Annotated in this window: 12 protein-coding genes; 9 read left to right on the top strand and 3 right to left on the bottom strand. The window is 63.0% G+C overall.

Going from position 1 to position 13,472, the window contains the following annotated elements; all coding sequences use genetic code 11:
- Positions 1–4: 4 nt before the first annotated feature.
- Genes yidD through QZ634_RS14985 form a run of 5 tightly spaced genes read left to right on the top strand, consistent with a single transcriptional unit; the run spans position 5 to position 4,884 of the window.
- The gene (gene yidD, locus QZ634_RS14965) at positions 5–214 is read left to right on the top strand and encodes a membrane protein insertion efficiency factor YidD (RefSeq protein ID WP_291989690.1); all 210 of its coding nucleotides are present in this window, start codon (positions 5–7) and stop codon (positions 212–214) included.
- A 26-nt stretch (positions 215–240) separates the two neighbouring features.
- Complete coding sequence (gene yidC / locus QZ634_RS14970) at positions 241–1,941, top strand: membrane protein insertase YidC (protein WP_291989692.1); 1,701 nt, start codon at positions 241–243, stop codon at positions 1,939–1,941.
- Positions 1,907–3,283: a tRNA uridine-5-carboxymethylaminomethyl(34) synthesis GTPase MnmE gene (gene mnmE, locus QZ634_RS14975; protein ID WP_291989695.1), complete on the top strand. Its 1,377-nt coding sequence runs from the start codon at positions 1,907–1,909 to the stop codon at positions 3,281–3,283. The genes yidC and mnmE overlap by 35 nt, the downstream gene beginning before the upstream one ends.
- A gap of 59 nt (positions 3,284–3,342) precedes the next feature.
- Entirely contained in the window at positions 3,343–4,104 is a 762-nt protein-coding gene (locus QZ634_RS14980) for a methyltransferase domain-containing protein (protein WP_291989697.1), read from the top strand.
- On the top strand, positions 4,105–4,884 hold the full coding sequence (locus tag QZ634_RS14985; RefSeq protein ID WP_291989699.1) for a TSUP family transporter: 780 nt from the start codon (positions 4,105–4,107) through the stop codon (positions 4,882–4,884).
- A gap of 18 nt (positions 4,885–4,902) precedes the next feature.
- On the opposite strand, the gene QZ634_RS14990 is transcribed toward QZ634_RS14985, so the two are convergent.
- The 3 genes from QZ634_RS14990 to ahpC all read right to left on the bottom strand — a co-directional run bounded on the left by QZ634_RS14990 (position 4,903) and on the right by ahpC (position 9,019).
- A complete protein-coding gene (locus QZ634_RS14990; RefSeq protein WP_291989701.1) occupies positions 4,903–6,624 on the bottom strand; it encodes a response regulator in 1,722 nt (573 codons plus the stop codon).
- A 133-nt stretch (positions 6,625–6,757) separates the two neighbouring features.
- A complete protein-coding gene (gene ahpF / locus QZ634_RS14995; RefSeq protein WP_291989703.1) occupies positions 6,758–8,317 on the bottom strand; it encodes an alkyl hydroperoxide reductase subunit F in 1,560 nt (519 codons plus the stop codon).
- 138 nt (positions 8,318–8,455) lie between these two features.
- On the bottom strand, positions 8,456–9,019 hold the full coding sequence (ahpC, locus tag QZ634_RS15000; RefSeq protein ID WP_291989705.1) for an alkyl hydroperoxide reductase subunit C: 564 nt from the start codon (positions 9,017–9,019) through the stop codon (positions 8,456–8,458).
- Between the two features lie 238 nt (positions 9,020–9,257).
- Here ahpC and mnmG point away from each other — a divergent pair, with 238 nt between their 5' ends.
- The 4 genes from mnmG to QZ634_RS15020 are packed head-to-tail and all read left to right on the top strand — an operon-like array spanning position 9,258 to position 13,470.
- The gene (mnmG, locus tag QZ634_RS15005) at positions 9,258–11,177 is read left to right on the top strand and encodes a tRNA uridine-5-carboxymethylaminomethyl(34) synthesis enzyme MnmG (protein WP_291989707.1); all 1,920 of its coding nucleotides are present in this window, start codon (positions 9,258–9,260) and stop codon (positions 11,175–11,177) included.
- Complete coding sequence (rsmG, locus tag QZ634_RS15010) at positions 11,177–11,812, top strand: 16S rRNA (guanine(527)-N(7))-methyltransferase RsmG (RefSeq protein ID WP_291989709.1); 636 nt, start codon at positions 11,177–11,179, stop codon at positions 11,810–11,812. Before mnmG ends, rsmG begins: the two co-directional genes overlap by 1 nt.
- A 12-nt stretch (positions 11,813–11,824) precedes the next feature.
- Complete coding sequence (locus QZ634_RS15015; RefSeq protein WP_291989712.1) at positions 11,825–12,634, top strand: ParA family protein; 810 nt, start codon at positions 11,825–11,827, stop codon at positions 12,632–12,634.
- Positions 12,631–13,470 carry a ParB/RepB/Spo0J family partition protein gene (locus tag QZ634_RS15020; RefSeq protein ID WP_291989714.1) on the top strand — a complete coding sequence of 280 codons (840 nt, stop codon included), beginning with the start codon at positions 12,631–12,633 and terminating at the stop codon, positions 13,468–13,470. The genes QZ634_RS15015 and QZ634_RS15020 overlap by 4 nt, the downstream gene beginning before the upstream one ends.
- Positions 13,471–13,472: the final 2 nt, after the last annotated feature.

Consider the following 13,472-nt stretch of genomic DNA (forward strand, 5'->3'; position numbering starts at 1 on the left):
ACTGATGAAACCGTTCTTGCTCGCGCTGATAGGCTTTTACCGTTACGCGATAAGTCCCCTTCTCGGGCGTCGTTGCCGTTTCTTCCCCAGCTGTTCGGAGTACGCGGCGGAAGCCGTTGAAAAGTATGGCGCTGGCAAGGGAGGACGCCTTGCCCTGCAGCGGGTGTTCCGCTGTCATCCGTGGAATCCGGGTGGTTTTGACCCCGTTCCCTGAATATCAATTGAATCGTATAGGCTTTCATGGATAACCGACGCCTGCTCCTGTTGCTGGTTTTCTCCTTCTCGCTGGTCATGCTCTGGGATGCCTGGCAGAAATACAATCAGCCGCCACCAGTCGCGCCGATGGCGACAGCCGGGGCGGTGGCCCCCGGGTCGAGCGATGCCGCGGCGCCACAGCCGTCGGCAAGCCTGCATTCGCCGGTGCCGACGGTACCCGGCGAAGCCGCTGCGCCGGTGGCGAAAACCAGCGAGATCGTGACCATCAAGACTGACCTTTTCGTCGCCGATATTTCGGCGCAGGGCGGTGATGTTGTTCGCCTCGTTCTCTTCGACTACAAGGACACCGAGGCCAAGAGCAAGGATTTTGCTCTCTTCGAACGACGTCACCAGTATGCCGCGCAAAGCGGACTGATCGGCGAAGATCTGCCGAACCACAAGACCGTCTTTTCAGTTGTATCCACTGACCGAGAGCTCGGTGTCGATGCCAAGACGCTGCAGCTGCGCCTCGAAGCGCCGGCGAGCAATGGTGTCAAAACTACCAAGATCTATACCTTCACCCGCGGCAGTTATCTGATCGACGTCAGATTCGAGATCGACAATGGTGGGGAGAAGCAGGTCGCTGCGCACGCCTACTATCAGCTGCAGCGTGACGTTGCTGCTCCCGAAGGCGAGAGCAGGATGGTGATGACCTTCACCGGGCCCGCCGTCTATACCGAGCAGGAGAAGTTTCAGAAGGTAAGTTTCTCCGACGTTGAAGCCGGAAAAGCCAAATTTGTCACCCAGGCAGACAACGGCTGGATCGCGATGATCCAGCACTATTTCGTCGCTGCCTGGATCCCGGCTGACAAACTGCCGCGCGAGTACTACATGCGCAAGCTCGAGAACACCTCGAGTCCGGCGATTAGCGCTGGCGTGATCGTCCCCGTGCCGGTCGCAGCACCTGGCGCAAAGGTCGATTTTTCTGTTCCCCTCTACGCCGGCCCGCAGCTGCAAAGCACCCTCGACCATCTGGCGTTGCCCAAGGCCGAAGGAGGAATCGGCGCGCAAGGGTTACCATTGGTCGTCGACTACGGCTGGCTGACGATCATCGCCGCGCCAATTTTCTGGTGTCTGCAGGCGATCCACAATGTGGTCGGCAACTGGGGATGGGCGATCGTCCTGCTCACCGTCGCCATCAAGTTGCTGTTCTTTCCGCTGTCGGCAGCCAGCTACAAGTCGATGGCCAAGATGCGTACCGTGACGCCACTTCTGGTCAAGCTCAAGGAGCGGCACGCCGGCGACCGCCAGAAGCTCAACCAGGAAATGATGGAGCTCTACAAGCGCGAAAAGATCAATCCGCTAGGCGGCTGCCTGCCGATCGCGGTGCAGATCCCGGTCTTCATCGCCCTCTACTGGGCCCTGCTTGGTGCGGTCGAAATCCGTGATGCACCGTGGATACTTTGGATTACCGACCTCTCGGCGAGCGACCCCTACTACGTGCTGCCGGTGGTGATGGTGGTCACCATGCTCATCCAGACCAGGCTCAATCCGACGCCGCCGGATCCGATCCAGGCAAAAGTGATGATGATGATGCCGTTCATCTTCGGCGCCATGTTCTTCTTCTTCCCGGCTGGCCTGGTGCTCTACTGGGTGGTCAACAACACCCTGTCGATTGCCCAGCAATGGCAGATCACACGGATGATGGAAGGTGGCGCGAAAGCCGCCAACGACCCAAAAGCCTGAGTCGGGCAAAACGGCAGCGACCATAGCCGCCATCGCGACCGCCCCCGGTCGTGGTGGCATCGGCATAGTCCGCGTCTCGGGAACGAAGCTTCTGGACTTCGCGACGGCGCTGAGTGGCAGGCAACCTGCTGCTCGCCTGGCGACGCTCGCCGAGTTCAAGGCCGCTGACGGTAGCGTCATCGACAGCGGTCTACTGCTCCACTTTCCCGCGCCGCAGTCGTTTACCGGCGAAGACGTCGTCGAGCTGCACGGCCACGGTGGACCGGTGGTCATGAAAATGCTCCTGGCGCGTTGTCTGGAGCTTGGTGCGACCCTGGCCGAGCCTGGCGAATTCACCCGCCGCGCCTACCTCAACGGCAAGCTCGATCTGGCGCAGGCGGAGGCGGTCATCGACCTGATCGACGCGGCAACCGCAGCCGCAGCGCGTAGCGCCGTGCGCTCGCTGCAGGGCGAGTTTTCCCGCGCAGTGAATGGCTTGCTCGAACAGCTGATAGAGCTGCGCGCGCTGGTCGAGGCGACCCTGGATTTCCCGGAAGAGGAAGTCGATTTTCTCGAAGCCGCCGACGTTGTCGGCCGTCTCGGTCGCCTGCAACAACGCCTGACACAGGTCTTTGACCGCGCTCAGCAGGGCCGCTTGCTGCACGGTGGTCTGCACGTCGTCCTCGCCGGCCAGCCAAATGTCGGCAAGTCCAGCTTGCTCAATCGTCTTGCCGGCGACGACTTGGCGATCGTTACGCCGTTGCCGGGAACCACTCGCGACGTCGTGCGCAGCACCCTGCAGCTGGAGGGCATTCCACTGCACGTAATTGACACCGCCGGCCTGCGCGAAACCGCCGATCCGATCGAGCAGATCGGCATCGAACGTAGCTGGCGCGAGATCGAGCGGGCAGACGTGGTCGTTCTGCTGGTCGATGCGTGCACCGGCGTTGGCGAAGCAGACCGTGCCATTGTCGCGCAATTGCCCCGCCATCTTGCCCGCGTGACGGTGCATAACAAGATCGATCTCGCCGGCCGCACCGCGACCAGCACCGATGACGCCGACGGCGTGACCATCGCCCTCTCGGCCAGATCGGGCGACGGCGTAGACCTCCTGCGCCAGGCCCTGTTGCGCATTGCTGGCTGGCATCCGGCCGAAGACGTGTTCATCGCCCGCGAACGCCATTTGCGTGCCCTGCAGCAGACCCGAGAGCGCATCGAGCAGGCGCAGGCACAACTGCCACGGCTGGAGCTGTTCGCGGAAGAGCTGCGTCTGGCGCAACTGGCGCTGGCGACGATCACCGGCGAGTTCACTGCCGACGACCTTCTCGGCGAGATTTTCGGACGCTTCTGCATCGGCAAGTAAGGCCGCTGCTGACTTTCTGCCCGCTGTCCAGGGCGCGTCAAAACAAAGGATTATAGGGAATGAGCTGGGACCCCGAGCAATACCTCAAGTTCGTCGAAGCCCGGCGGCGACCGGCGCTCGATCTGATCGCCCGTCTTGGCGGCAGCTGCCCCAGGAACGTGGTTGACCTTGGCTGTGGCGCCGGCAACATCACTCGACTGCTCGCCGAACATTGGCCGCAGGCCAGGATCATCGGCATTGACAGTGATGCGGCAATGCTCAGGAAAGCCTCATCGACGGCTTCAGCGATCGATTGGCAGAAGGCCGACATTGCCGACTGGCGACCATCAGTGGCTCCCGATCTGATCTTCTCGAACGCCGCCCTGCACTGGCTCGACGATCACCCGCAGCTGTTGCCCGCGCTGATCGCGCAACTCGCCGACGGTGGCGTGCTGGCCGTGCAGATGCCGTCGAACTTCACGTCTCCGTCGCATCAGATCCTGCGCAAGCTGACCGATGACTATCGCTGGCAACAGACGCTCGGCGGCATCGAGATGGGCAAGGTTCTCACGCCGGCCGAGTACCACCGTCTGCTGTCGCCACACTGTCGCCATCTGGACATCTGGGAGACTACCTACTGGCAGGCACTCGGCGGTGACGACGCGATCATCGAATGGATGAAAGGAACGACGCTGGTTCCCTATCTTTCTCGCCTTGACGAGGTCGCCAGAGAGCAGTTTCTGGCCGCTTATCGCGCACCGCTGGCAATCGTCTATCCGCGCACCAGTGCCGGCCACACCTTGTTCCCGTTCAAGCGAGTCTTCGTCGTGGCCCAGCTCTGAATGGAGTTCACGCCCGCCGAAGTGTCCGTTTTCTTCGCCCTGGGGATGGCCGCCTTGTTCGCCGGTTTCATCGACGCGGTCGTCGGCGGCGGCGGTCTGATTCAGATCCCGGCGCTGTTTACGACGCTGCCGAACGAAGTGCCAGCGACCCTCTTCGGCACCAACAAGTTCTCCAGCATTTTCGGAACCAGCAACGCCGCCTGGCGCTATTCGCGTCGGGTGAACATGCCTTGGCGAACGACATTGCCGGCGGCAATCGCGGCATTCGTCTTCTCCTATTTCGGAGCGGCGGCAGTTGCCTGGATGCCGCCAGAGCTGTTGCGCCCGCTGATCCTCCTGCTGCTTATCGGCGCGGCCATCTACACCTTCGCGCGCAGTGAATTCGGTGCCGTTCATCGGCCACAGCACACGGGTCGCCGCGAGTTCGTCTATGCGCTGATCGTTGGCGGTGCAATCGGCTTCTACGACGGCTTCTTCGGGCCCGGTACCGGCAGTTTCCTGATCTTTCTCTTCATCCGTTTCTTCGGCTTCGATTTCCTGCACGCCTCGGCAGCGTCGAAAGTCGTGAACGTGGCCACCAACCTGGCGGCGATGGGTTACTTCCTGCCCAACGGTCACATCCTGCTCGGCGTTGCCGTGCTCATGGCCAGCTGCAATGTACTTGGATCCCTGATCGGTACCCATCTTGCACTGCGGCACGGCAGCGGCTTCGTCAGGAAGGTGTTCTTGTGCGTCGTCAGCGTTTTCATCATCAAGTTTGCGTACGATACCTTCGCTTGAGTCTGTCTGCTCGGCGGCTCAGGCGTGCGGTTTGTCGCCCTGCTTGCGCGTCGCCGACAAGGGGATGACAGCAATCCCGTACTTGCGCGAGACGCGTTGGTACATCTCGCGTGCGGCAATCACCTTGGGGTTGCGCAGGTCCCTTTCCTGAGCCATCTGCAGGTAGCCGAGACCACGCTTGGCCAGCGCGGGATTCCATCCCCTGAGTTCGAGAAGTGTGAAAATGGCTTTGCTGGCGTTGACCAGGAACTGCAGGTTGGGTACCCGTTCGGCGGCTTCGATGAGCAGTTTCACCGAGCCATCGAGATCGCCACTGCGCGCGGCAAGCACGCCGCGGTTGTTGAGGTCGACAATTTCCTTGCCGACCTGCGCGAGTAGCGCCTGACCCGTTACTTCGTTTCCGGTCTTGGCGTAAATGCTTTCGATCTGGGCGATCATCGCGCGGTCCTGGTGGTTCTCGGCGGCGACCTTGCGGACCACTTCCTGGGCGCTGGCTTCGTTGCCCGTGGCCAGGCACGCGTGTGCCAGATCGAGCGCCTGCTTGCTCGAAACCAGGCCATCCTTGCCGTCAGCCTTCAAGCCATCGTGCAGGACGAGAGCTTTCTCGACGGCCAGCCTGGCTTTGGTCGGATCGCCCTCCTTGTTCGCGCATAAGCCATCGACGACCAGGGCTGCCAGTTCGCCCTGTTTGCTGCCGCGCCAGTCGCGGCGGAGTTCGCCGGCAATCCGCTTGGCACCTTCGACGTGTCCCAGATCGAGCATTGCGCGCGCGAGATTGGAATAGTCGTCGATGTTGTTCAGCGAAGATCCACGCCTGCGCTCGAGCACTTTTCCGTAGGCGCGTTCGGCGGTCTTGAAGTCCTGGTTTCGCGCCGCCACGTCGCCGACCATCCGTTGCCGGGCCGAGTTGTTGGGCGAGATCAGCGCTGCAGATTGCAGGGCTTCCTGGGCCTCGCGCAGCTTGCCCATCTCTTCACGTACTTCGGCGAGAAAATCGTAGGCGGCCATGAACTCCGGGAAATCGTCGATCAGCGCCTGGGCGACGATTTCGCCTTCGGCCAGACGCTGCTGGCTGCGCAGCGCGGTCGCCAGACCCATGCGTGCCCAGGGCACCACGCGCTGCTGCAGCACCTGTTCGAATACCGCCTGGGCTTCGGCTGGACGTCCGAGCACGTTGAGAATCTCGCCCTTGAAGCGCAGCAGGTCGAAAAGGAAGCCGCTCTCCTGCGCGAGCAGGCGTTGGCAGGCCTTCAGCGCGTCGCTGAAGGCGCCGTTGTCGAGATGTTCGTAGAGCGGCGCGAAGAACTGCTTGCGGTACAGCGCACGTACCAGCCTGCCGTGCAGCTCGTCGGCGGTGAAGGGTTTGATCAGGTAGTCATCCGGGGCCAGTTCGGCGATCGAGACGACATTGTGATAGGCGCGCTCGCTGGTAATCAGCATGAATACCGTCGATAACGCCACCAGGCGTTGCTGGCGCAGTTCTTCGAGCAGCTGCTGGCCGTCGCGTCCGTCCTCGAGCTGGTAGTCGGAGAGGATGATGTCGAAATGATGTATGCGCACTTGCCGGAGAACCTCGGCCGAGGTGCCGGCGTTATGCACCGAGGTGACACCCAGTGCCGAAAGCATGATGCGCAGCGAGCTGCGTGCGTTGGGATAGCGATCGATGAGCAAGGCCCGCTTGAGCGCCAGCTCCTTGCTCATCTTGTGGAGCAGATCGGCGGTCGTCTCGGGTGTCCTCATGGCTGGCACCTTACCTGACCGTGCCCTGGCGGGCAAGCCAGGGAATCAGCTCGCGGCGCGGGGCCAGCGCCCAGCAGCGTCGCTGACCGCTGGCGGTGCGAGCCGGGCGCAGACTTCGCTGCCCATACTGTGTTCAGCAGGGCTCGCTGCGGATGAGGTGATCGAAGGCGGTAAGCGCAGCCTTTGTGCCCTCGCCCATGGCGACGACGATCTGCTTGTAGGGGACGGTGGTCACGTCGCCGGCGGCGAAAACGCCCGGCAGTGAAGTGGCGCAGCGGGCGTCGATCTCGATCTCGCCGCGCGGCGACAACTCAAGCGTCCCCTTGAGCCACTCACTGTTCGGCAACAGGCCGATCTGCACGAAGATACCGGCGAGGTCGATGCGCCGCTTTTCGCCGCTGGCGCGATCGGTGTACAACAGGCCGTCGACCTTCTGGCCGTCGCCGCTCACTTGGGTGCTCAGCGCCTCGGTGATCACCTCGACGTTGCCCAGACTGAACAGCTTCTTCTGGAGCACCGCGTCGGCACGCAGGGTCGCCTCGAACTCGAGCAGCGTCACGTGGCCGACAATGCCGGCAAGGTCGATTGCCGCTTCCACGCCCGAGTTGCCGCCACCGATCACCGCCACCCGCTTGCCTTTGAACAATGGTCCGTCGCAGTGCGGGCAGTAGGCGACGCCATGGCCCCGGTACTCCTTTTCGCCGGGAACGTTCATCTCCCGCCAGCGCGCACCGGTGGCCAGGATCACCGTCTTGCTGCGCAGCGTTGCGCCGCTGGCCAGGCGAATCTCGGTCAGGCCGCCGGCGGCCTGTGGCAGCAGCGCCTCGGCGCGCTGCAGATCCATGATGTCGACGTCGTACTCCCTGACGTGCTCCTCGAGTCCGGCAGCGAGCTTCGGACCGTCGGTGGCCTTGACCGAGATGAAGTTCTCGATCGCCAGGGTGTCGAGTACCTGCCCGCCAAAACGCTCGCTGACCACGCCGGTGCGTATTCCCTTGCGCGCCGCGTAGATGGCGGCGGCTGCGCCCGCCGGGCCGCCGCCGACGATGAGGACATCGAAAGGCTGGCGGGCGCTGATCTTCTCGGCTTCGCGCCGGGTGGCGCCGGAATCGATCCTGGCGACGATCTCCTCCAGGGCCAGGCGGCCCTGGCCGAAGGGCTCACCGTTGAGAAACACCGTCGGCACGCCCATGATCTGGCGCGCACTCACTTCGTCCTGGAACAACGCCCCGTCGATCATCTGGTGGCTGATGCCGGGGTTGCTGACGGCCATCAGGTTCAGCGCCTGCACGACGTCCGGGCAGTTGTGGCAGGAAAGCGAAATGAAGGTCTCGAAATGAAACTCGCCGGGAATGGCACGAATTCCTTCGATCACGCTGGCGTCGACCTTCGCCGGGTGACCGCCGACCTGTAGAAGGGCCAGAATCAACGAGGTAAATTCGTGCCCCATGGGGATGCCGGCAAAACTGATGCGCGCCGTTTCACCCGGCAGACCGACCGAAAACGACGGCTTGCGCGCAGCGCTGCCGTCTTCCCTGAGGTTTACTTTGTCGCTGAGCGCGGCAATCTCCTGCAGCAGGGCGAGCATTTCGCGGGCGGCTTCGCCGCTATCCGGCGAGGCGACTATCTCGATCGGTCGCTGCAGTTTCTGCAGGTAGGCGACGAGTTGAGTCTTGATGTTGGCGTCGAGCATGTCGATGCGTCCTTGTCGAGTGGCATGGAAAGGGTCCCAACGCAAAGGGGCCGCCAAGCATTGCTTCGCGGCCCCTTTGCGTTGGGACCCGGCGCCGTGCAGCCCGAAACCCCGGGCCGCACGAGTGTGCAATGGCCCCTAGATCTTGCCGACCAGGTCGAGTGACGGAGCGAGCGTCGCGTCGCCCGGCGTCCATTTGGCCGGGCAGACTTCACCCGGATGGCTGGCGACGTACTGGGCAGCCTGCACCTTGCGCAGCAGCTCCTTGGCGTCACGACCAATGCCCAGGTCGTGAATCTCGCAGACCTTGATGACCCCTTCGGGGTTGATGACGAAGGTGCCTCGTAGTGCCAAGCCTTCCTCTTCGATCATCACCTCGAAGTTGCGGGTGATCGCACCGGTCGGGTCGCCGAGCATCGGGTAGGTGATCTTCTTGATCGTCTCGGAAGTGTCGTGCCACGCCTTGTGGGTGAAGTGAGTATCGGTGGACACCGCGTAGATTTCGACGCCGAGTTTCTGGAACGATGCGTATTCGTCGGCCAGGTCACCGAGTTCGGTGGGGCAGACGAAAGTGAAGTCGGCCGGGTAGAAGAAGACAACCGACCACTTGCCTTTCAGATCGGCGTCGGAGACGGGGCCAAACTTGCCGTTGTGAAAAGCGGTTGTTTTGAACGGTTTGATTTCGGTATTGATCAAGGACATCTTGAGTTCTCCTTCGGGTTGGGTGAATGAACTGAATCGACGAGGCGATGGTAGTGGAGTCGACAGCATTGTTCCAATTGATTCTCGCAATTTGAGTCATAGCCAAGCGCTATATGCATCAACTTCAGAGGATCGGCGCAGTGCGCGCTCGCTCGCTGAAACCTGTTATCTTTCAGCGAACTGCCGTAGAATTCCGCTCTTTTGCGCAGCTCAGTGCGCGAGGAAGGCCGGACTGCCCATGCTCTTTCCTGACCGTTTCGAGGTGATTGTCGTCGGTGGCGGCCATGCCGGCACCGAGGCGGCGCTGGCCGCGGCGCGCACGGGAATGAAGACCCTGCTGTTGACGCACAACCTCGATACCCTCGGTGCGATGAGCTGCAATCCGTCGATCGGCGGCATTGGCAAGGGGCATCTGGTCAGAGAGGTCGATGCTCTCGGTGGAGCGATGGCCGAGGCGACCGACGAGTCGGGTATCCAGTTCCGCACGCTCAATTCCAGCAAGGGTCCGGCGGTGCGTGCGACGCGCGCGCAGGCCGACCGTGTCCTCTACCGGCAGGCGATCCGCCGTCGCCTGGAAAACCAGCCGAGTCTGACCATTTTCGCGCAAGCCTGTGACGATCTGATCGTCGAAGGTGACCGGGTTACCGGGGTGGTGACCCAGCTCGGCGTGCGTTTTTCGGCGCGATCGGTGGTCTTGACCACCGGCACTTTTCTCAACGGACTGATCCACGTCGGCATGTCAAACATGGTTGGCGGGCGCATGGGTGACCCGCCAGCGGTTTCGCTGGCGGCACGGCTGCGCGAGCTGCAATTGCCGGTCGGGCGGCTGAAGACCGGCACGCCGCCGCGGCTCGACGGGCGGAGCATCGATTTTTCGCGGCTGGTCGAGCAACATTCGGATCAGCCGCGTCCCGTCTTCTCGTTTCTTGGCGACGCGGCGCGGCACCCGCAGCAGCTGCCGTGCTGGATTACCAGTACCAATGCCGGAACGCACGACATCATCCGCGCCAACCTCGACCGCTCGCCGATGTACACCGGGGTCATCGAGGGCGTCGGCCCGCGCTATTGTCCTTCCATCGAAGACAAGATTCATCGCTTTGCCGGCAAGGACAGCCACAACATCTTCCTCGAACCGGAAGGCCTGAACACGCACGAGATTTACCCCAACGGGATCTCGACCAGCCTGCCGTTCGACGTCCAGCTGGCGATCGTGCGCTCGATCCGCGGCCTGGAGAACGCGCACATCCTGCGTCCGGGCTATGCCATCGAATACGATTACTTCGACCCACGCGCGCTCAAAGCGTCGCTGGAAACAAAGGCCATCGGCGGACTGTTCTTCGCCGGTCAGATCAACGGCACGACGGGCTACGAGGAAGCTGCCGCGCAAGGCTTGTTGGCCGGTGTCAACGCCGCCCTGCTGGCGCAGCAGAAAGAGTCCTGGACCCCGCGGCGCGACGAAGCCTATCTCGGCGTGCTGGTCGACGATCTGATCACCCGCGGCGTCGCGGAACCCTACCGCATGTTCACCAGCCGCGCCGAGTATCGCCTTTCGCTGCGCGAGGACAACGCCGATATGCGCCTGACCGAGCATGGTCGCCGCCTCGGTCTGGTTGGCGATCGACGCTGGGCCGCTTTCTGCGCCAAGCGCGCAGCGATTGGCGGTGAGCAGGAGCGCCTGAAATCGACCTGGGTACAGCCGGGAAAGCTTGCCGACGGCGAGGCGCAGCGCGTCTTCGGCAAGGAACTGGAGCACGAGTACAGCCTGCACGATCTGCTCCGCCGTCCGGATGTGAGTTACCCGGCATTGATGAGCCTGCGCTTTGGCGAGACGTCGGCTGACGCTGGCTTGACGGATGCGCAGGTCATCGAGCAGGTAGAAATCCAGGCCAAGTATCAGGGTTACATCGAACGCCAGCAGGAAGAAGTGGCCAGGAGCCTGGCCAACGAGGAACGCTGTTTTCCGCCCGACTTCGATTTCGGTACTATCGGCGGCCTGTCACGAGAGGTGCAGCAAAAGCTCTCCCTGCAGCGCCCGCAGACGCTCGGCCAGGCGTCGCGAATCCAGGGCATGACGCCGGCGGCGATCTCGATCCTGACGGTTTGCCTGAAGCGCGGCGAGTCGGACGCTCAGCGCCTGCGCGCCGCTGGCAGCGCTTGATGGCTGCGGCGGAGCAACTCGAACGGGGCTTGCAGGATCTGGGCATCGAGCTCAGCGCGCGCGCGCAGGAAAAGTTGCTCGCCTACGCAACCCTGCTCGAGAAATGGAACCGGACCTACCGCCTGACCGCGGTACCGAATGCGGCCCAGACGGTCAGCCATCACCTGCTCGATTCACTGGCTGTGCTGCCCTTCCTGAGCGCCGAGAGCCTGCTCGATGTTGGTAGCGGCGGTGGCATGCCCGGGATCCCGCTGGCCATCGCCCGCCCCGAGCTGCGCGTCTTCCTGCTCGATAGCAATTCGAAGAAGAGCGCCTTCCTGCGGCAGGCGGCAATTGAGCTGGAACTGGCGAATATTGCCGTACACTGCGGGCGGGTCGAGGAGTATAGGCCAGCGTTTTCTTTCGCGGCGATAACCGCGCGCGCTTTCGCCGATCTGGCCGAACTGGTCAGGCTGTCGCGTCACCTGTTGCAAGTGGACGGCCACTGGCTGGCCATGAAGGGCATCTGCCCGCAGGCCGAGATTGCGCGTTTGCCAGCAGACGTCGCGGTCGACGCGCTGCATCGGCTGGCAGTGCCGGGGGTTGCCGGCGAGCGGCATCTGGTGCTGATCAGCAGCCGTGCCGTCGGGCATTGAGGGGGAGTTGATTTGGCAAGAATACTCGCGGTAACCAACCAGAAGGGCGGCGTCGGCAAGACGACGACCGCCGTCAACCTCTCTGCCTGCCTGGCAGAATGCGGCCAGCGCGTGTTGCTCATCGACCTTGACCCGCAGGGCAACGCGACCACCGGTTGCGGTGTTGTCAAGCGTGGCGCCATGCCGACCGTCTATCAGGTGCTGATCGGTCGGTCGACGGCTGCGCAGACTCGCCTGACCAGTGATTTCGGCTTCGACGTGCTGCCGGCGAACCGTGAACTGGCGGGTGCCGAGGTCGACCTCATCGACCTCGGGCAGCGCGAATATCGTCTGCGTGACGCTCTTGGCAGCGTCCGCGAGGACTACGACTTCATCCTCATGGATTGCCCACCGGCATTGAACATGCTGACCGTCAACGGTCTGGTGGCCGCGGATACGGTGATGATTCCGATGCAGTGCGAATACTATGCGCTGGAAGGCCTGACCGACCTCGTTGCAACGCTGAAGAAGATCCGCGCCAACCTCAACCCGAGGCTCGAGATCGAGGGGTTGCTGCGCACCATGTTCGACCCGCGATCGACCTTGACGCAACAGGTTTCGTGCGAACTCGAAGGACACTTCGGCGAGAAAGTCTATCGCACGATCATCCCGCGCAATGTTCGTCTCGCCGAAGCGCCGTCCTACGGCAAGCCGGTGATTGCCTTCGACCGCAGTTCCAAGGGGGCGCAAGCCTATCTTCTCCTGGCGCAGGAAATTCTCGACCGCCGCGCCGACAAGAAGCGCGCGGGCGCGACGACCGCCGGACTGGGAGTCGAGTCATGAAACTCAAGGGCTTGGGCCGCGGTCTCGACGCCTTGCTGGCCGGCAACGATGCGCAGAACAAGGAGCAGCTGCGCAGCGTGCCGCTGGCCGACATCCAGCCCGGCAAGTACCAGCCGCGCACGCACATGGACAGCGCGTCGCTCGAAGAACTGGCCGCGTCGATCAGGATGCAGGGCCTGATGCAACCGATTCTGGTTCGCCCGGTCAGCGAAGAGCGCTACGAGATCATCGCTGGCGAGCGACGCTGGCGGGCGGCGAAGATGGCCGGCTTGAGCGAGGTTTCGACCTTGATCCGGGAGATTCCCGACGAGGCGGCGCTGGCCATGGCCCTGATCGAGAACATCCAGCGCGAGAACCTCAACCCGCTCGAGGAAGCGCTGGGCCTGCAGCGCCTGATCGACGAGTTCGCCATGACCCACCAGCAGGCAGCCGACGCGGTCGGTCGTTCGCGGCCGGCGGCGTCGAACTTGCTGCGCCTGCTGCAGCTGGCGCCACCGGTCCAGGAACTCCTGATGCGCGGCGAGGTGGATATGGGCCATGCACGCGCACTTCTCCCCCTGGCCGGTGACCTGCAGGTTCAACTGGCGCAGCGCGTGGTGCAGAAGGGCTTGTCGGTGCGCGAAACCGAGCGCCTGGTCCAGTACGCGCTGCGCCCACCGAAAGAGCCGCCGTCGCGAAAGCCGGATCGCGATGTGCTGCGTTTGCAGGAAGAATTGGCCGATCTGCTTGGGGCGCAAGTGGCCATCCGCGCCAACCAGCGCGGCGCCGGCAAGGTGCTGATCGAGTTCGGCGACCTTGATCAGCTCGAAGGAATCCTGCAGCGCCTGCGTCATTGACG

This window comes from Candidatus Accumulibacter sp. ACC007 (assembly GCF_907163205.1).
Lineage (GTDB): Bacteria > Pseudomonadota > Gammaproteobacteria > Burkholderiales > Rhodocyclaceae > Accumulibacter > Accumulibacter regalis.